Origin of the sequence: Oceanimonas sp. CAM02, from assembly GCF_032842915.1 — a bacterium.
Taxonomy (GTDB): Bacteria; Pseudomonadota; Gammaproteobacteria; order Enterobacterales; family Aeromonadaceae; genus Oceanimonas; species Oceanimonas smirnovii.
The window spans coordinates 82,716-100,566 of sequence record NZ_JAWJBK010000004.1 but is presented as its reverse complement, the minus strand read 5'-3'; the positions used below and the strand labels follow the sequence as shown (position 1 = coordinate 100,566).

General features: G+C 57.4%; 13 protein-coding genes. 7 read left to right on the top strand and 6 right to left on the bottom strand.

The window, feature by feature from the left end; translation table 11 throughout:
• The first annotated feature begins 173 nt into the window (after window positions 1-173).
• Entirely contained in the window at window positions 174-1,931 is a 1,758-nt protein-coding gene (gene ycaO / locus R0I78_RS00790; protein ID WP_317073950.1) for a 30S ribosomal protein S12 methylthiotransferase accessory factor YcaO, read from the top strand.
• A gap of 201 nt (window positions 1,932-2,132) precedes the next feature.
• Here ycaO and R0I78_RS00785 read toward each other — a convergent pair whose 3' ends face one another.
• Window positions 2,133-2,861, bottom strand: a complete 729-nt coding sequence (locus R0I78_RS00785; protein ID WP_317073949.1) for a DsbA family protein — start codon at window positions 2,859-2,861, stop codon at window positions 2,133-2,135.
• Window positions 2,862-3,003: 142 nt separating this feature from the next.
• Window positions 3,004-3,633, bottom strand: a complete 630-nt coding sequence (locus tag R0I78_RS00780; RefSeq protein WP_317073948.1) for an energy-coupling factor ABC transporter permease — start codon at window positions 3,631-3,633, stop codon at window positions 3,004-3,006.
• A 223-nt stretch (window positions 3,634-3,856) separates the two neighbouring features.
• On the opposite strand from R0I78_RS00780, the gene R0I78_RS00775 reads away from it, so the two are divergent.
• Genes R0I78_RS00775 through R0I78_RS00755 form a run of 5 tightly spaced genes read left to right on the top strand, consistent with a single transcriptional unit; the run spans window position 3,857 to window position 10,284 of the window.
• Window positions 3,857-4,804 carry a TAXI family TRAP transporter solute-binding subunit gene (locus tag R0I78_RS00775; protein ID WP_019933490.1) on the top strand — a complete coding sequence of 316 codons (948 nt, stop codon included), beginning with the start codon at window positions 3,857-3,859 and terminating at the stop codon, window positions 4,802-4,804.
• Between the two features lie 48 nt (window positions 4,805-4,852).
• Complete coding sequence (locus R0I78_RS00770) at window positions 4,853-6,865, top strand: TRAP transporter permease (RefSeq protein ID WP_019933489.1); 2,013 nt, start codon at window positions 4,853-4,855, stop codon at window positions 6,863-6,865.
• A complete protein-coding gene (locus R0I78_RS00765; protein ID WP_019933488.1) occupies window positions 6,862-7,233 on the top strand; it encodes a DUF1850 domain-containing protein in 372 nt (123 codons plus the stop codon). Before R0I78_RS00770 ends, R0I78_RS00765 begins: the two co-directional genes overlap by 4 nt.
• 8 nt (window positions 7,234-7,241) lie before the next feature.
• Window positions 7,242-8,999: an ATP-binding protein gene (locus tag R0I78_RS00760; RefSeq protein ID WP_317073947.1), complete on the top strand. Its 1,758-nt coding sequence runs from the start codon at window positions 7,242-7,244 to the stop codon at window positions 8,997-8,999.
• Window positions 8,980-10,284 carry a sigma-54 dependent transcriptional regulator gene (locus tag R0I78_RS00755; RefSeq protein WP_317073946.1) on the top strand — a complete coding sequence of 435 codons (1,305 nt, stop codon included), beginning with the start codon at window positions 8,980-8,982 and terminating at the stop codon, window positions 10,282-10,284. Before R0I78_RS00760 ends, R0I78_RS00755 begins: the two co-directional genes overlap by 20 nt.
• Here the strand turns inward: R0I78_RS00755 and R0I78_RS00750 are convergent.
• Both R0I78_RS00750 and R0I78_RS00745 read right to left on the bottom strand, forming a co-directional pair.
• Window positions 10,281-10,982: a DUF3108 domain-containing protein gene (locus R0I78_RS00750; RefSeq protein ID WP_317073945.1), complete on the bottom strand. Its 702-nt coding sequence runs from the start codon at window positions 10,980-10,982 to the stop codon at window positions 10,281-10,283. The two genes, R0I78_RS00755 and R0I78_RS00750, sit on opposite strands and share 4 nt — an antisense overlap.
• A gap of 11 nt (window positions 10,983-10,993) precedes the next feature.
• The gene (locus tag R0I78_RS00745) at window positions 10,994-12,307 is read right to left on the bottom strand and encodes an MFS transporter (RefSeq protein WP_317073944.1); all 1,314 of its coding nucleotides are present in this window, start codon (window positions 12,305-12,307) and stop codon (window positions 10,994-10,996) included.
• Between the two features lie 129 nt (window positions 12,308-12,436).
• Between R0I78_RS00745 and R0I78_RS00740 the strand changes: the two genes are divergently transcribed.
• Window positions 12,437-13,075 carry a response regulator transcription factor gene (locus R0I78_RS00740; protein WP_317073943.1) on the top strand — a complete coding sequence of 213 codons (639 nt, stop codon included), beginning with the start codon at window positions 12,437-12,439 and terminating at the stop codon, window positions 13,073-13,075.
• An 83-nt stretch (window positions 13,076-13,158) separates the two neighbouring features.
• Here the strand turns inward: R0I78_RS00740 and R0I78_RS00735 are convergent, their stop codons facing one another.
• Window positions 13,159-16,632, bottom strand: coding sequence for a PAS domain-containing hybrid sensor histidine kinase/response regulator (locus R0I78_RS00735; RefSeq protein WP_317073942.1), 3,474 nt, complete (start codon window positions 16,630-16,632; stop codon window positions 13,159-13,161).
• Window positions 16,629-17,774, bottom strand: a complete 1,146-nt coding sequence (locus R0I78_RS00730) for a 3-phenylpropionate MFS transporter (RefSeq protein WP_317073941.1) — start codon at window positions 17,772-17,774, stop codon at window positions 16,629-16,631. The genes R0I78_RS00735 and R0I78_RS00730 overlap by 4 nt, the downstream gene beginning before the upstream one ends.
• Between the last annotated feature and the right edge of the window lie 77 nt (window positions 17,775-17,851).

Sequence of the window (17,851 nt, the reverse complement as noted above, 5' to 3'; positions counted from 1 at the left end):
GCAATCCCCACTGCCGCTTCGTGAAGCTGCTGCGTTGACTGTTGAATACTGACTGGCAAGCTTAGTGCCCAACGAATGCACGGCTGCGTCCTGCCATTTTGTTTCCGCTTGTTCAATTTATCGCCTCGGGTTAGGATCAGCCCCCTTTTTTGCCGAACCCGCCCGAGGTATTCATGAAAACCTTTATTCCCAGCAAAGACGCCGCGCTGGAAGACTCCATCAGCCGCTTTCAGCACAAGCTGCAGGCCCTGGGCTTCAATATTGAAGAAGCCTCCTGGCTGAACCCGGTACCTCATGTGTGGTCGGTGCATATTCGCGATAAAGAATGCGGCCTGTGCTTTACCAACGGCAAGGGTGCCACCAAAAAGGCGGCGCTGGCCTCGGCCCTGGGTGAATACTTCGAGCGTCTGGCTACCAACTATTTCTTTGCCGACTTCTACCTGGGCCGCGACATCGCCGAAGGCGACTTCGTGCATTACCCCAATGAAAAGTGGTTCCCGCTTCCCGCCGACAACAGCCTGCCCGGTGGCCTGCTGGATGACTATACCCGCGGTTTTTACGATCCCGACGGTGCCCTCACTGCCGATATGCTGATCGATCTGCAATCCGGCAATGAAGAACGCGGCATCTGCGCCCTGCCCTTTGAGCGCCAGGGCGACAACCAGACCGTTTATATTCCCATGAATATTGTCGGCAATCTGTATGTGTCCAACGGCATGAGCGCCGGCAACACCAAAACCGAAGCCCGCACTCAGGGCTTGTCAGAAGTGTTTGAGCGTTCCGTCAAAAACCGCATTATTGCCGAGCGCATCAGCCTGCCGGCCATTCCCGATGAAGTAATGGCCCGTTATCCGCATATTCAGGAATCCATTGCTACCCTGGAAGCGGAAGGCTTTCCCATCTTTGCCTACGATGCCTCTCTCGGTGGCCGTTATCCGGTTATCTGCGTGGTGTTATTCAACCCGGCCAACAGCACCTGTTTTGCCTCTTTCGGTGCCCACCCCCGCTTTGCGGTGGCGCTGGAGCGTACCGTGACCGAGCTGCTTCAGGGCCGCAGCCTGAAAGATCTGGATGTGTTTGTGCCGCCGTCATTCGACGATGACGAAGTGGCCGACCACCACAATCTGGAAACCCACTTTATCGACTCCTCGGGTCTGATCAGCTGGGATCTGTTCCAAGAAAAGGCGGATTATGACTTTGCCGACTGGGACTTCAGCGGCAGCTCGGAAGAAGAGTTCAATCACCTGATGGCCATCTTCAACGAGCTGAAGCAGCCGGTCTACATTGCCGACTACGAGCACCTGGGCGTATATGCCTGCCGCATTCTGGCCCCGGGCATGTCGGATATTTATCCGGTGGAAGATCTGGAGCTGGCCAACAACAATATGGGCGCTCATCTGCGTGCCACTCTGCTCAGCCTGCCCGGCAGCGACGCCGACGGCGAACAACTGATGGCGCTTTATGATCAGCTGGAGCAGGACGGTCTGGACGACTTTACCCGCATTCGCGAGCTGATTGGCATCGCTTCCGACAAGGGCAGCGCCTGGCATACTCTGCGGGTGGGTGAGCTGAAGTGCATGCTGGCCCTGGCCGCCGGCGAGCTGGAAACCGCGCTGGACTATGCCGACTGGACCTTAAGCTTTAATGCGTCCGTGTTCAGCGAAGAGCGTGCCCGTTATTACCGCTGCCTGAAGGCCTCCCTGGAGCTGCATCTGTCCGACGACCGCGAGCCCGAGCAATACCGCGCCGCCTTTAGCCGCATGTTTGGTGAAAATACCGTGACTGAGGCCTGGGCCCAGATTGATGGCAGCGCCCGCTTCCATGGCCTGACCCGCGCCGATGAAAGCCTGAAGGATTTTGCCTCTCATCAGGCCCTGCTGGCCACTTACCAAAAGCTGCAGAAAGCCAAACGCGAAGCCAGCTGGAAGTGATGTTGAGGGATTAGGGACTAGGGACTAGGGAAGTGGCTAGATTGGCGATGAGCGCAGCGAATCCCAACATTTAACCTGTACGCCACTGAAACCAAAAGACCCGGGCCAAGGCCCGGGTCTTTGGCTATCGAAAGATGGGAAAACCGGAACGCTTTCACGCTCTCTAGTCCCCAATCCCCATTCCCTGATCCCTGCAGTTAATCAGGATTTCTGCTTTTTCAGAATGTCTTTCAGGCCGGCTTCGTCGATGGCACCGGGCACCAGGGTGCCATCGGGGAACACCAGTGCCGGCGTGCCGTTCAGGCCCAGCGCCCGGAACAGGGTCAGGTTCTGATTCAGCTTGTCGGCAATGTCTTTGCTGTCGGCCGCTTTTTGCAGGCTGGCAGCATCCAGGCCGGCTTTCTCTGCAATAGTGGCAAGGGCAGCTGCCTGTACCCGCTTCTGGCTCATCATGGCCTGATGCAGCTCTTCATATTGCTTGGGTGCTTCCTGTGCGGCTGCCAGAGCCAGACGCGCCGCTTTTACTGAATCCGGCCCCAGAATGCCCAGATCCTTTACGATAATTTTCAGCTCCGGCTCACCTTTAAGTACTTCCAGCAGCGTCTGGTTCAAACGGTGGCAGTAAGGACAGTTGTAGTCGGTGAAATACACCATTTCTATTTTGCCGTCAGGGTTACCCATTACGCCATCGGTTTTGTTGGCAAACAGCTGGGCCGACTGCTCTTTAAGCTGTTTGGAAAACTCCGCCTGCTGCGCAACCCGGTCATTTTCTTCCAGCTTGATAATGGCATCACGCAGCATTTCCGGCTCTGCCATCAGGGCTTCCCGCACGCGTTTCTGAAAGTCTTCCTGACTCATTTCTGCCTGTGCCATCATAGGCAGGCTGAGGGCCACCAGCGGGGCCAGTATTTTCAGTGTATGACGTTTCATATTATTCTCGTTTTGGCGTAATAGGTGCAGCACAGCCTACCAGAGCCGGCAGCACGGCAGAAGCCCCGTTACTTGTTGATGATGTAGTCCCTGTCATAAAAAATGCACATCCATTGGGAGCGGCTGGCCACCAGAAGCCCTGCTATTTATTGATCAGGTAGTCCCTGTCATAAAAGGTGCACATCCACTGAGGGCGGAACACCACCAGCAGGGTAATGGCCATGCCGTTCAGCAGCGCCTCGGGAAACAACAGCAGCGGTAATATGGTGAGGTAATCGTTCTGTACTATCTGCCAGCTGTATTCTCCGGTCCACGTCATATATGCCGCCAGTGCCGCGGTTTTTACGGAAATAGTGAGAGCAGCATTAAAAAAACCTGCCACAAAGATATACACAAACAAATGCCGGTAGAGGTAACTGTAAGTAACCAGAAACAGAAAATAGCTGAATGACACCGGCAATATTACGCCCAGCAGCAGGTTTACCCCAAACTCGGACCAGGTTTCAAAACCAAACCCCGTTACCAGCAGCAGCGCAAGGGTGGCCATCAGCAGTCCCAGCCGCCAGCCCAGCATCAGCGCCAGTGTAGTCAGGCCCAGAAAATGAATCTCCAGTCCGTCCCGAATACCAGCCTGCAACATCCACAACGGCACCAGGGCGATGGCACCACCAAAACACAAATGCTGCCGGCGCTTGTCTGCCAGCAGTGCCGGCCAGTTCACCCGCCAGGCCGCCATCAGCACCAGCCCGACCGCCATTATCCATATCATCATGATTTTGCTCTTTGCTCGGTGATGTTTACCGGCTCCATAGCCAGACGGAGCCGCTCAGACATTCTGAAAATTCAGAATGAATACTACCCAACTTCCGGAATAGCAGAAACACTCTCACACTCACACCATTAAAATCAATAACTTACAAAATAAAACAGAGTGTTAACTTCTGGCACCAAACCTGCAACACCTTCATCGCAAACTCACAACCAAGGAAGAGAAAATGAAGATGTTCAAACACTGTTTGCTCGGTGCCTCGCTGGCATTGTCGGCTACCACTGCTCAGGCGGCTGAGTTTATTAACGTACTGACCGGTGGCACCAGCGGTGTTTATTACCCGCTGGGCGTTGCCATTTCCCAGCTTTATGATGAGCATATTCCCGATTCGAAAGTTCAGGTGCAGGCCACCCGCGCCTCGGTTGAAAACCTGAGCCTGTTACAAAAAGGCCGTGGCGAAATTGGCTTTGCCCTTGCTGATAGTGTGGCAGATGCCTGGAATGGCGAAAAAGAAGCGGGTTTTCCGGCTCCGTTGAAAAAACTGCGTGCCGTAGGCGCAACCTATTCAAATTACATTCAGATTGTGGCCCGGGCCGACAGTGGCATCACCAGCCTGGAAGATCTGAAAGGCAAGCGTATTTCTGTGGGCGCGCCGCGTTCAGGCACTGAGCTCAATGCCCGTACCATTTTCAAGGCAGCAGGGCTGAGCTACGATGATTTTTCCCGCACCGAGTACCTGCCCTTTGGTGAATCGGTGGAGCTGATGAAAAACCGCCAGCTCGATGCCACCCTGCAGTCTGCCGGTCTGGGCATGGCTGCCTTTCGCGATCTGGCTTCGCACGCTCCCGTGGTCTTTGTGGCCATTCCTGAAGCGCTGGTCGCCGGTATTGAAAATGACGCTTACCGTCCGGGCCTGATCCCGGCCGGAACCTATACCGGACAGGATAGCGATATTCCTACCGTGGCCATCAGCAATCTGCTGATCACCCATGAAGATGTCTCTGATGACACCGCCTACCAGATGGCCAGACAGGTCTTTGAGAACCTGCCTGCCCTGCGCAATGCCCACAATGCCGCCAACGGCATTGAGCCAGAAGGTGCCGTGAAGGGCCTGCCCCTGCCGCTGCATCCCGGTGCAGAACGCTATTATCGCGAGCAAGGCCTGATCGAATAACAAAATAACAAGCGCTGGCCGCCAGCACGGCCAGCCCGGGAGACGATGATGAGCAGTAATCAGAGCCGACACGCGCTTATTTTTTATGGCGCACTGTGTTTTTCTGTTTTTCAGATTATTACCGCTGCGTTCAGCCCTTTATCCACCACTGTGGTGCGGGCCATACACGTAGGCTTTTTACTCTTTTTGGTTTATCAGCTTTACGGTGCCCGCGGGCAAGCCCTGAGCCGGCCCTCGGTATGGGGGATTCTGCTGGGCACTGTGGCCATGTTGTTTGCTTTTTATCACTGGTGGTTTGAAGCGGATCTGATTTACCGGGCCGGCGAGCTGAGCCAGACAGACTGGGTCATTGGCACCGTGACCCTGTTGATGGTCTTTGATGCCGCCCGGCGTCTGATGGGCTGGGCACTGCCGCTTATCTGCCTTGCCTTTGTCGGCTATGCGCTGTTTGGTGAATATCTGCCCGATGTGCTGATGCACCGAGGCTACGGGCTGGATCAGGTGGTGTCCCAGCTGGCTTTCAGTACTGAAGGCATTTACGGCACCCCGACTTATGTGTCTTCCAGCTATATCTTTCTGTTTATTCTGTTTGGGGCCTTTCTGGAACAGGCAGGCATGCTCAAGCTGTTTAATGATGTTGCCATCGGCTCGGTAGGCCATACCCGCGGCGGGCCGGCCAAAGTCTCTGTGCTGTCATCGGGCATGATGGGCACCATTAATGGCTCTGGCGTGGCCAACGTGGTCAGCACCGGCCAGTTTACCATTCCGCTGATGAAAAAATTTGGCTACCGGGCCGACTTTGCCGGCGCGGTAGAAGCCACCAGCTCAATGGGAGGCCAGATCATGCCTCCGGTTATGGGGGCCGTGGCCTTTATTATGGCTGAAACCATTAACGTCCCTTACGTTGATATCACCAAGGCGGCACTGGTGCCGGCTATTCTCTACTTCTTTACCGTATTTTTAATGGTGCATCTGGAAGCGGGCCGTGCCGGCCTGAATGGCCTGCCCAAATCCGAATGTCCCAACCCGCTGCAGGCGCTGAAGGCGCGCTGGTATCTGTTACTGCCCCTGGTGGCGCTGGTGGTCATGCTGTTTTCCGGCTTTACGCCCCTGTTTGCCGGCATGATGGGACTGGCCCTGACTGTGGTGCTGATCATGGGCAATGGTCTGGCACGGCATATCAGTGCCAGAGGCTTGCGTTACGGCTTCTGGGTTATACTGGGCCTGGCCTGCGCCACCTTTAATCACTACGGCATTACTGCCATCTTTGTGATTGTGGCGGTGCTGACCGTGTTGCTGCTGGCCAAACGGGAGCAAAACATTCTGAGCACTGTGGTCAACGCCCTTTATCAGGGCGCACTGCATGCCCTGCCGGTGGGCGTGGCCTGTGCGCTGGTGGGCGTGATTATCGGGGTTATTTCACTGACCGGTGCCGCCACCATAGTGGCCGGGTTTATTATTCAGCTGGGAGAGCACAGCCTGCTGCTGTCACTGGCGTTAACCATGCTGACCTGTCTGGTGCTGGGCATGGGCATTCCTACCATTCCCAACTACATCATTACCAGCTCCATTGCCGCGCCTGCCTTGCTGGAGCTGGGTGTGCCCCTGATTGTGTCCCATATGTTCGTGTTTTATTTCGGCATTATGGCCGATCTGACGCCACCGGTGGCCCTGGCTGCGTTTGCCGCCTCTCCCATCGCCAAGGCCTCGGGGCTGCGCATCGGGGTTCGCTCCCTGCAAATAGCCATTGCCGGCTTTGTGGTGCCCTATATGGCCGTCTATTCGCCTGCACTGATGCTGCAGGGCGATGCCGGGCTGGCCGCCACCGTCTTTGTTATTTTCAAGGCGCTGCTGGCGGTATCGCTCTGGGGCATGGGGGCCATTGGTTACTGGCTGAAGCCCTTTAGTCTGGCCGAACGCCTGCTGGCAATCGCAGCGGCAGCCCTGCTGGTGTTTTCTCTGCCCATGACCGATGAGCTGGGTCTGCTGCTTGCCGCTCTGATACTGGCGCGGCACTGGTGGCAGCAACGTCGCCAGTTACAGCTCAACACAGCTTCATGATCTGTTTATCAGGTGCCAAGACGCTGGTAATGCTGCTGACCGGCAGCATTACCCTGAGCTGGCAGCATTCGGTAGAAAAAGTGCGCTGGGAGGAGCAGTACCAGTCTGACGGCCGGTATTTACTGCTTACTCACGCCAGTGTGGCAGGTTCGGGGGCCGGTATGGAGCCGCCTCCCGATGCCAGCTTCAGTGATGGCCGCTGGCACTGGAGACCCGGCGTGCAAATTGAGCAACTGGTGCTTGCCGGCTCCGAATTTACCGGTGAGTATAGGCTGTGCTCTGCCCCGGGCCGCTGCCACCCGCTGAGTCACTGGCTGCCCGGTGCCCATTCAGTCACACTGTCATCCTGCCATAAGGAGCCCCGCTAATCTCCGCCTTGTTCAAACATTTCAGCCGCTTGCTGCTGTTGCTGGTATTTATGCTGATACTGGCACTGGTGTGGCATCAAAGCTGGCAGCATCAGGCCGCAGAGCAGGAGCACAGGGCTCAGCAACAGCTCAAGGTTTACCGGGCGGCACTGGAATCCGAAATAGCCCGCTTTGAAAATATACCCCGCGCATTACAGTCTCATCCGGTGCTGCTGAATGCGCTGGAGCAGCCCGGCAGCCCTGACACCATCAACCGGGCCAACCGGCTGTTACAACAGCTGGCAGAAGACACCGGAGTGGAAGCCCTCTACCTGATTGACGCCCACGGTCTGACCCTGGCGGCCAGCAACTGGCATACCCCATTCAGCTTTATCGGGCAACGCTATCGTTTTCGGCCCTACTTTACTGATGCGCTGAACGGCGATGTCGGCGAGTTCTATGCAGTGGGTGCCACGACCCGCACGCCCGGTTATTTTTTCGGGCTGCATATGGCGGGCCAGGATCAGACCAAAGGCGTGCTGGCCGCCAAAATTACCCTGAAAAAACTGGAACAAAGCTGGCAGCTGGCCGGAGAAAAAGTGCTGGTGGTAGATAAGGAACAGGTGATTGCGCTGGCGTCAGACACTCAGCTCAAATTTAAAACCCTTGTGCCTCTCAGCCCTGAGGCAAGGCGGCGGCTGGATCAGGACCGGCAATATGCGCCCATGTCGCTGGCTCCTGTGAGAATAACCCGGCACGGCCCGCAAATACGGTGGCAAAAGGCATTGTACGGCACCAGCGAACTGGCACTGCCGCGCCTGCAGTGGCGCATGCAACTATGGTGGCCCAGCCGCCAGTTGTCCGTCAATGCCACCCTGCTGACCGCGCTCACCGGTGTGGGGCTGATTGCCCTGCTGCTATTACTGCTTTACTGGCGGCAACGGCGTCGTTACTACCGTATGCAGGCCAAAGCACGGTGTGAACTGGAGCAACAGGTGATGTCCCGCACTGCGGCGCTGGCCGCCAGCAACCACCAGCTGGAGCAACAGGTAAAAGAGCGCACTCAGGCAGAAGCCAGGCTCAGGGCCATGCAACATGAGCTGATCCAGACCAACCGGCTGGCCGCACTGGGGCAGATGGCGGCGGGTGTGGCCCATGAAGTCAATCAGCCACTGACCGCACTCAGAAACCAGTCGGTCAACACCCTGCTGCTGAGTGAACGGGGACGATACGCCGAGGTGAAAACCAGCCTGCAAACCATGGAGCGACTGATTGACCGCATTGCCAGACTCACTTCACAACTGAAGCTCTTTGCGGCTACCCGGCGCAGCACCAAAGGACAAAGTGATCTCAATGAAGCGCTTGGCAATGTGATGAGCTGGCTTGCATCACGCTTTGCCACTCAGGGTGTTGAGCTCAAGCTGAGCCAGCCTGATACTGTGCTGCTGCCAATAGAGCTGCATGCCCTTGAGCAGATCCTGGCCAATCTGCTGAGCAACAGCCTGGATGCCCTGAATGGCCATCATCATGGTGTGATTACCCTTGCTGCCGGCCAGCACTGGCTGCAGGTGAAGGATAATGGTCCGGGCCTGGATGCCGGTATTCGGGATAAAGTAACCGAGCCTTTCTTTTCTACCAAGCAGGCCGGTCAGGGTCTAGGACTGGGGTTATCTATTGTGCGCGATCTGACAGAGGCCAGTGACGGCCGGCTGACCATTCAGCATCCGCCCGGCGGCGGAGTCCTGTTTCATATTGACTGGAGCGCCAATGAACAGAGCCCCCATTGAAGTCTGGCTGGTAGAAGACGATGACGATGTTCGTCAGACCCTGCTGCAAACACTGCACCTGTCTGATATGCCGGCCCGTGGCTTTTCCCGCGCCGAACAGGCGTTAAAAGCCCTGAAGCCCGACGCGGCCGTAGTGTTTCTCTCCGATGTACGCATGCCGGGCATGGACGGCCTTGCCCTGCTCAGACAGCTGCAACAGCAGGATCCGAATTTGCCGGTGTTATTGCTCACCGGCCATGGCGATATTCCCATGGCGGTGGAAGCCATGCGCCTGGGAGCCCAGGACTTTTTTGAAAAGCCCTATCAGCCGGAGCAATTGCTGCACAGCCTGCGCCGGGCTGTCGATAAACGGGCCCTGATACTGGATAACCGTCAGCTGCGACGCCGTCTGGCCGCCGGCAAACAGGCGGAGCTGCTGCTGGGCAATACGCCGGAAATGGAACAGCTGCGCCGGCAGATTGATAATATTGCAGATACCAGTGCCAGTGTGCTGATCCTGGGAGAAACCGGCACCGGCAAGGAGCTGGTAGCCCGCAGTCTGCATCAGGGCAGCGGCCGCAAAGGCAACTTTGTGGCCATTAACTGCACGGCGCTGCCCGAGTCGATTTTTGAAAGTGAAATGTTCGGTGCCGAGCCGGGAGCTTTTACCGGTGTCACCAAACGGCGCATCGGCAAGGTGGAGCACGCCGATAACGGCACTCTGTTTCTGGACGAAATAGAAGGCATGCCCCTGCACCTGCAGGCAAAAATGCTGAGAGTGTTGCAGGAGTCGGTACTGGAGCGGCTGGGAGGCAACCAGTTGGTTCAGGTGGATGCCAGGGTGGTCGCCGCCACCAAGATTGACTTGCAGGAAGCGGGACGAGCCGGTCTGTTCCGGCCGGATCTGTACTTTCGGCTTAATGTGGTGACGCTGGCACTGCCGCCACTGCGCCAGCGTCGGGCCGATATTCCGCTGCTGTTTTTGCATTTTGTCGAGCAGGCACAACAACACTATAACCGTGATGTGCTTGCGCCTGCCGATGCCTTGCTGCAGCAACTGATGTGCCGGGACTGGCCCGGCAATGTGCGGGAGCTGCGCCATGCCGCCGAACAATATGTACTGGGGGTGATGCCGGTTGAGCCGGCGCACAACCTGATGACATTACCGGAGCAACTGGCGGCACTGGAGCAGCAACTGATTTCTGACGCCATGCACAAAACACAGAATCAGGTGGCACTGGCTGCCGAGCAGCTGGGTATTCCGCGCAAAACACTGTATGACAAACTTGCCAGATACCGCGATTAATCGGCTTGCGCCATGCGGTGATCCAGCTTGCTGAGTGTTGCAGTCACTGCCAGCTGGCTGTTTTCTTCATGGCTTATCTGCACCAGCAGATAGTCCAGCTCCGGTGCTACCCAAAAGCGGGTTTTACGTTTGCTGTTGCCCCTGTCCCGTTCAACGATCAGAGTATCAAGCGTGCCCACTCCCGTTTTAAGCGCCTGGGTACCCACTACTTTGAAAGGTGTTTTTTTGATCTCACCGTCACGTACCACCTTGTAATCAAAGGCTTCTTTGCCGGCCATCAGGTCGCACCGGGCCTCAAAGAAAAAGCTGACCGGATCGAACACGCCCCCTTCCGCCGCCAGCAGCTTGTCGCCGTCCTTGTTCTGATAAAGGACCATGCCGGTAGACTGATCAAACACCAGCCGCTCTTCCCGGGTCACTCCCAGCGCTTTGGCCTTGTAACTGAAGGTATCGGGACGGGCAGTGCAGTCATTCCAGGTAAAGCTGGCTTTTTGATCCACATCCAGCAGCCAGTGGCGCAGAGAAAAATGCACATGATACTGCTCCCGGTTGCGATCTATGGTGAGGGTGTTGACGCCCCGGGTAGCGTCACCGTTCAGCATCACCGAAAACTCGGCGCGCATATAGTCAATGTCACTGGCATGAGCCGCGCTTGCCAGCAACAGGCCGGTCAGCGCCAGCAGGCATTTTTGCAACATGTTTTATCCTCTTATGAGTTGTCCTGCACATTGGGCAGGCCTTGAGCCAACCATACACCAATAAAGGTTAACAACGAAAACACCAGCACGACCGCCAGTGACGATAACAGACCGAGCAACATACTCAGGGCACCGGCCAGCAGTAATAATAACCCCATCAGGGTGTTACTGACGGCCACATAATCGGTGCGCTTATCCCCCCCGGCCAGATCCACCAGAAAGGTTTTGCGCCCTACCCGCACGCCCGCATGGGCCACACTGAGCACAAAAATAACCAGCGCGAAATAACCCGCCGGCACCGGACCACCCAGCATCAGATAAAGACACACGCCCAACCCCAGCAGCGCAGCAATCAGCCCCGCCAGCTGCATCACCCGCTGCGACGACACATCTGCCAGCTTGCCCCAGAACCAGCTGCTGGCAAACTGCGCCAGCCCCTGAGCAATGACCATGCCGCCCAAAATATGAATGCCGCCGTTATATTGCTGAGCCAGCAACACATAATAAGGCGTGACCAGAGCGGTGGACATCAGCAGGGTACGCACCAGCAGAAAACGGCCAAAGGCCGGATCCTGCCTGATGAGCTTGAGGCTGCCAAGCGCATGCTGCCAGCCGTTCACGCCGCCATCGGTGGCACCGGGTTGCTCTGCTATGCGGGTGTAACACAGCATGCCCAGCACCCATACCAGGGCCGCCGCCAGCAAAACAGCCACATAGCCCCACAGCGGCAGATCACCGGCCACACTGAGTAACAAACCAAACACCAGCCCCACACCGCCGGCCAGGCTGGCCCCGGTACCGGTCACCTTGCCCCGCTCTTTTTTAGGAATCGTCTTGCCCAGTACGTCTTTGGAAGCGATGGAGCAAAGCCCGCGGGACAGGCTCATCAGTGCCAGCAGCAGCAATAACAATACCCCGGCCAGCCAGCCCGACCAGATCCAGGCCGTGACTGCCATCAATACCAGACAGCCGGCCTGCAGACCGGCCCCCCACAGCCAGGCTCGTTTGCGCAGCGGCATTTTGCGTACATATGCTCCCAGAAACAACTGGGGCAGCATGGAGCCGCTTTCCCGTATGGGCACCAGCCAGCCAATCAGCCAGACGGGTGCTCCCAGCGCCTGAAACAACCAGGGCAATACGGTTTTGGCATTCACCATCAGCTCGGCCAGCGCAGTGGCAAGCTGGGCCAGGATTAACCAGCGGCGGTTACCCACTACCTGGTGGCACTCGTTATCGGGAATATCTTTACAGATGCGGGCGTCTTCGTCCGGGGCAGTCAGCCCGGCCAGCCAGCTATTATCTTGCTTTGATTTGGTTCCAAACATAGTCAGGCTCAATCTGCGTGATCACGAAAATAGGGCCAAAGAGTTCTCAGCCACGCTGCAAAGCCCTATCATACAACTAAAGATGGAATGAGCTTCCATTGAATACTTTACAGACACAAGGAAAGCATCATGGACTCGGGCTACCACATTATCATTGCCGATGATCACCCCCTGTTTCGCAACGCACTGCAGCAAGCAGTGCAACTGGCAGTGCAGGGTGCCCACCTGCAGGAAGTGGACAGCATCGACAGCTTGATGACGCTGTTGTCGGACACCGATGATACCGACTTGCTGCTGCTGGATCTGAAAATGCCCGGTGCCAGTGGTTTCTCCGGCTTAACCCGGCTGCGGGCCCAATATCCGGCACTGCCGGTGGTGGTGGTGTCTGCCAGTGAAGACGCCTCGGTCGTGCAGCAGGCCATGCGCCTGGGTGCCGTGGGCTTTATTCCCAAGTCATCACCCATGCCGGTGCTGGTCAACGCCCTGAATACGGTGCTGGAGGGCGATAACTGGTTTCCGGAAGGTATTGATGCCGCAGACGCCCCCGAAGACGATATGGCCGAACGCCTGTCCAGCCTGACGCCGCAGCAGTTCAAGGTGCTGACCATGTTGTCGGAAGGCAAGCTGAACAAGCAGATTGCCTATGAGCTGGATGTATCGGAAGCCACGATCAAGGCTCATGTGACTGCCATTTTCCGCAAACTGGATGTCAAAAACCGCACTCAGGCGGTAATTGCGCTGTCCCAGCTGGAAGGCGGCGAGTTCTGAACTGCGGAGAGCAGGGAGAAGTGAATGGGGAGTGGTGAATAGGGAGTGGGGAGTAGTAGCCACCATTGCCTGCTCCCCAGTCCCTAGTCCCCGTGTTTCACCAGATGCTGCAGCAGCGCCCGTAACTTCAATGGCTTGACCGGTTTGCTCAGATAACTGAAATCGAGTTGTTGCAGTTGTTGCTGCAGCTCGGGCTGACGGTCGGCACTGATCACCACAGCGGGAATACGACCAAACTCCAGCCGTAGCATATTGATGGCTGACACACCGGTTTCACCGTCATCCAGATGATAATCCGACAGTATCACCTGCGGAATAAACCCTTCATGGCACAACATTCGTGCTCCGTCGCCACTGCTGGTCAGTGCCACTTCACAGCCCCAGCGCGTCAGCAGGCTTTTCATGGCGGTCAGAATATCGGCTTCATTATCAATACACAGCACACGCAACCCGGCCAGACGATTGTTACTACTGCTCACTGCCGCAGGTACCGGAGCCAGGGCATCTGGAAGCTGGCGTGAGCGCGGCAGGGTCACACTGAATACAGACCCCTTACCTTCTTCCGAGTGCACGCCCAGCTTGTGGCCAAGAATGCCCGCCAGGCCCTGAGAAATGGCCAGCCCCAGCCCCAGTCCCTGCTGATGGCGCTGGCCCGGCTCCAGGCGCATAAACTCATCAAAAATGACATCCAGTTTGTCAGCGGGAATGCCGGGACCATTATCCCACACTTCTATGCGAACCTGGTCGCCAGCCCGGCGCAGACCCAGCACAATATGACCGCCATTACTGTAACGAAGCGCATTGGTTAAAAAGTTCTGCAGTATACGCCGTAATAAACGGGGATCGCTGTATACCCCAAGCCGGCTGCTGACCACGGAAAAGGCGCCGCCCTGCTGCTCTGCCAGTACGCCGAGCTCCGCCTTGAGGGTGTCGAACAACTCCTTGATGGGAAAGTCCTGAAATTTGGGCACCAGCTTGCCCGACTCCAGCCGGGACATATCCAGCAGATCGCCAATCAGCTCTTCTGCTGCGGTAAGAGAGCGGTCGATATGCCCCGCCAGCCGCCGGCTTTCTTCGTCGCCGGAGGTTTCCAGCCAGGAAGAGGCAAACAGCTTGGCAGCATTAAGCGGCTGCATCAGATCGTGACTGACCGCCGCCAGAAAACGGCTCTTTGACGCATTGGCCAGCTCTGCCTGACGGTTGGCTTCCAGCAATTGCTCGTTCACTGCCGACAGCTCCTGCGTGCGCTCTGCCACCCGCTGCTCCAGCATGACGTTGGCGTCTTTCAGCACCTGCTCGGCCTGACGGAAAGTAGTAATATCACTGAAGGTCATCACAAAGCCGCCGCCGGGCATGGGATTGCCCTGTACTTCAATTACCCGGCCATCAGGCCGGGTGCGGGATGACACATGGCGGCTGCCCGCCTTCATAAAGGCCACCCGCCGGCTTACCTGCCGGTCTACTTCGCCGGGGCCACACAACCCCTGCTCGGCGTTATAACGGATAATGTCGGCAATGGGCCGGCCTACCCGCACCAGCCCTACAGGATACTGAAACAACTCAAGATAGCGCCGGTTCCAGGCCACCAGCCGCAGCTCCTTGTCTACCACTGAAATGCCAAGGCCAATATGCTCAATGGCCCCCTGCAGCAAGCCCCGGTTAAAACGGAACACGTCGCCGGCCTCGTCCACTATGGTGGCCAGCTCTTCCAGCTCCATGGAACGGCCCTGTACCGCCGAGGCCAGCACCAGCCGTGCCGACGAAGTGCCGAACACCCCCGCCAGCACCCGCTCGGTGTGACGGATCAGGCTGGCAGGTGCCTGCATGCTGCCTTCCAGTGTGCCCTGTTCACCGGCATAGCGGGCAAAGGCACGCTTGACTCTGGCTTCACCCACAAAACGAGACGCCAGTTGTTCCAGATCCCGCACTGTCACCTTGGCGCGATAGACATCACCGTCGTCCTTATGATGCCGGCCCACAAAAGCCGCCGCCTGAAAGCGTTCCCCTACCGACGGCACTGACAGCCAGGAGCCCACCAGATATCCCGCCAGGTTACAGGTCAGACTGAGCAAAATGCCCCAGGTGACCGGACTCATGTCTGCCAGCCAGCCCAGCGCCGGCGGCGTTAACAGCCAGAGCACCACGTTGCTGCTGGCATCGCCGGCAAACAGGCCGGTTTCCGCCATCAGGTTCAGCAGCCACATCAGCATGCCCAGACTTAAGCCCCAGTAGGCACCGCGCCGGTTACCGCCCCGCCACAACAGCCCCAGCACCAGCGGCGGCGCAAACTGGGCAATGGCGGCAAAACTGAGATACCCGATGCGTGACAGACTGCTGATATCTCCCAGCCATAAAAACACCAGCCAGGAAGTGGCCATAATCACCACAATGGCAGTGCGGCGCACATTCAGCAGTAACTGAGCCACATCCTCAAAGCCCGCGCCCTGCAGCTGGCGGCGGCGCAGTATCATGGGCAACACCAGATCGTTGCTGATCATAATGGCCAGCGCTATGGTGGAGATAATCATCATGCCGGTGGCCGCCGAAGCTCCGCCGATAAAAGCCAGCATGGCCAGATTGGGCAGCCCCAGATCCAACGGCAGGCTGATCACATAGGTATCGGGCGAGGTGCCCGCGGTCAGCCACTGCTGGCCCGCCAGTGACAGCGGCAGCACCAGCAGGCCAAACAGCAGCAGGTAAACCGGAAAAATACGCCGGGCCAGGCGCAGGTCAGCCTCGCTGTGATGCTCCACCACAGCCACATGAAACTGACGGGGCAGGCAGATAATGGCACTCATCGACAGCAGGGTATAAACGCCGATATCAAGCAGATGACCGCCACTGACCACGCTGAGAGAGCTGATAAAGTCTTCGGTGATCATCACCCGCTGCTGATTGGGATAGGCCAGAATCAGCCAGAGCGCAAAGCCCCCCACCACAATAAAGGCAATCAGCTTGACCACCGACTCGGCGGCAATGGCCACCATCACGCCGCGCTGATGCTCGGTGGCGTCAATATGGCGAGTGCCAAACAGCAGAATAAAGAGGGTAAAAAGCAGAGTGACCATCAGCGCCACTTCACCGGCATTGCGCCCGGCCCCGGCCACCACATCCGGGGCCATCAGGTTCAGCCCCATCACAATGGCTTTCAGCTGCAACGCAATATAGGGCAGTACCCCGACGATGGCGATCAGGGTAATAAACACCGCCAGCCGTTGCGACTTGCCGTAACGGGCAGCAATAAAGTCGGCAATGGAGGTAATGTGCTCGCGCTTGGCCACCTCGATCAGGCGGGCAATAAAACGCCCGCCCAGCGTGAAAATAATAATGGGACCAAGGTAGATGGTAAAAAAGGTCCAACCGTCGGTACTGGCCTGCCCCACTGTGCCAAAAAAGCTCCATGACGTGCAGTAAACCGCCAGCGACAGACTGTAGAGCATGGGACGCATGCGCCGCACCAGGTTGCCCATGCGTGGCCGGTCACCCAGCCAGGCCAGCAGAAACAGCACGCCCAGATAAGCCAGCGCAATATTGATAACGGTCCAGCCCTGCATCATGGTGCTGCTTGCTCCTTATTTAAGGGCCCGGCCAGCAGCCAGGCCACGGGCAGCACCAGGGCTGCCATAAACCAGAAAGTATGTCCGCCAAAGGCGGAGTAAAGCTGCCCCGATATCATCAGCAAGATACCCGAGGCCACTCCGAGGGCAATGGCGGCATAAAGCGCCTGAGCACCAAAAACGGCACGCTCGTCCAGCTCCCGGCTGATAAACCTGACCGCCCCCAGGTGGCTGACGCCAAAGCTGCCCGCGTGCAGTAATTGCGCCAGCACCAGCCAGAGCAGCTCTGTCGTCGCCCCCAGTACGCCCCAGCGCAACAACGCACACAGAAGCCCGGCCAGCAGCAGGGTGCGGGCGGTGACATGGCTCAGCCATTTGCGGTCCAGCGCAAACACCATAATTTCTGCCAGCACACCCAGCCCCCACAGGTAACCAATCACAGTGGTGCTGTAACCCTCTTGCTGCCAGTAGAGCGCACTGAAGCCATAATAAAAGGCGTGACTGCCCTGCAGTAACGAGGTGATCAGCAAAAAGCGCCCCACCCCGGGCCGGCGCAACACCACCATAATGCTATCGCCGCTTCGTCCGGCGGGCTGCTCCGCCGGTGCCGGCCTGGGCGGTATTAACGTCAGCAGGCTGATCAACGTCAGCGACATCACCATACTGTGTAAAATCCACTGGCTGCCGCCATATTCATTGAGCATGCCCACCACCAGATTGGCAGCAATAAAAGCCGCCGAGCCCCACAACCGGGCTTTGCCGTAGTCCAGCTGAATTTGCACGATATAGCGGCTGGCCATGGCCTCACTGAGCGGAATCAGTGCCGGGTACACCAGATTGACCGCCAGCGTCAGTATCAGCAGCCCCACCGTGCTCTGCCAGCCGTAAAAAGCCATAAATCCCAGGCAACTGAGCAGCGCCAGCCCCTGAATTACCGGCAACAGATGGCGCGCGGCGCGCACCCGGCTCATTACGCCAAGAATGCCGACACAACGCACCGCCATACCCAGTCCCAGCAGCAGGCCTACCAGACCCGCACTGGCACCGGCATTGCCCAGCCACAGCGCCCAGAAGGGTAAAAAAGTGCCATAACCAAAGTAATAAAGGGCAAAAAACAGTGATAGCCAGAGCGCAGGCGTCATATCGGTTTCAGTCGGGGCAACATGACGGCTATGATAAAGCCTTTAGCAGTGAATTTCCGTTACCAATCCGTATTAAA

Coding starts and splice junctions, on each gene's coding strand:
- R0I78_RS00750 (WP_317073945.1), bottom strand. CDS start 10,982: ATGTTGCAAAAATGCCTGCTGGCGCTGACCGGCCTGTTGCTGGCAAGC.
- R0I78_RS00740 (WP_317073943.1), top strand. CDS start 12,437: ATGGACTCGGGCTACCACATTATCATTGCCGATGATCACCCCCTGTTT.
- R0I78_RS00765 (WP_019933488.1), top strand. CDS start 6,862: ATGATCTGTTTATCAGGTGCCAAGACGCTGGTAATGCTGCTGACCGGC.
- R0I78_RS00775 (WP_019933490.1), top strand. CDS start 3,857: ATGAAGATGTTCAAACACTGTTTGCTCGGTGCCTCGCTGGCATTGTCG.
- R0I78_RS00730 (WP_317073941.1), bottom strand. CDS start 17,774: ATGACGCCTGCGCTCTGGCTATCACTGTTTTTTGCCCTTTATTACTTT.
- R0I78_RS00735 (WP_317073942.1), bottom strand. CDS start 16,632: ATGATGCAGGGCTGGACCGTTATCAATATTGCGCTGGCTTATCTGGGC.
- R0I78_RS00780 (WP_317073948.1), bottom strand. CDS start 3,633: ATGATGATATGGATAATGGCGGTCGGGCTGGTGCTGATGGCGGCCTGG.
- R0I78_RS00785 (WP_317073949.1), bottom strand. CDS start 2,861: ATGAAACGTCATACACTGAAAATACTGGCCCCGCTGGTGGCCCTCAGC.
- R0I78_RS00770 (WP_019933489.1), top strand. CDS start 4,853: ATGAGCAGTAATCAGAGCCGACACGCGCTTATTTTTTATGGCGCACTG.
- R0I78_RS00745 (WP_317073944.1), bottom strand. CDS start 12,307: ATGTTTGGAACCAAATCAAAGCAAGATAATAGCTGGCTGGCCGGGCTG.
- R0I78_RS00755 (WP_317073946.1), top strand. CDS start 8,980: ATGAACAGAGCCCCCATTGAAGTCTGGCTGGTAGAAGACGATGACGAT.
- ycaO (WP_317073950.1), top strand. CDS start 174: ATGAAAACCTTTATTCCCAGCAAAGACGCCGCGCTGGAAGACTCCATC.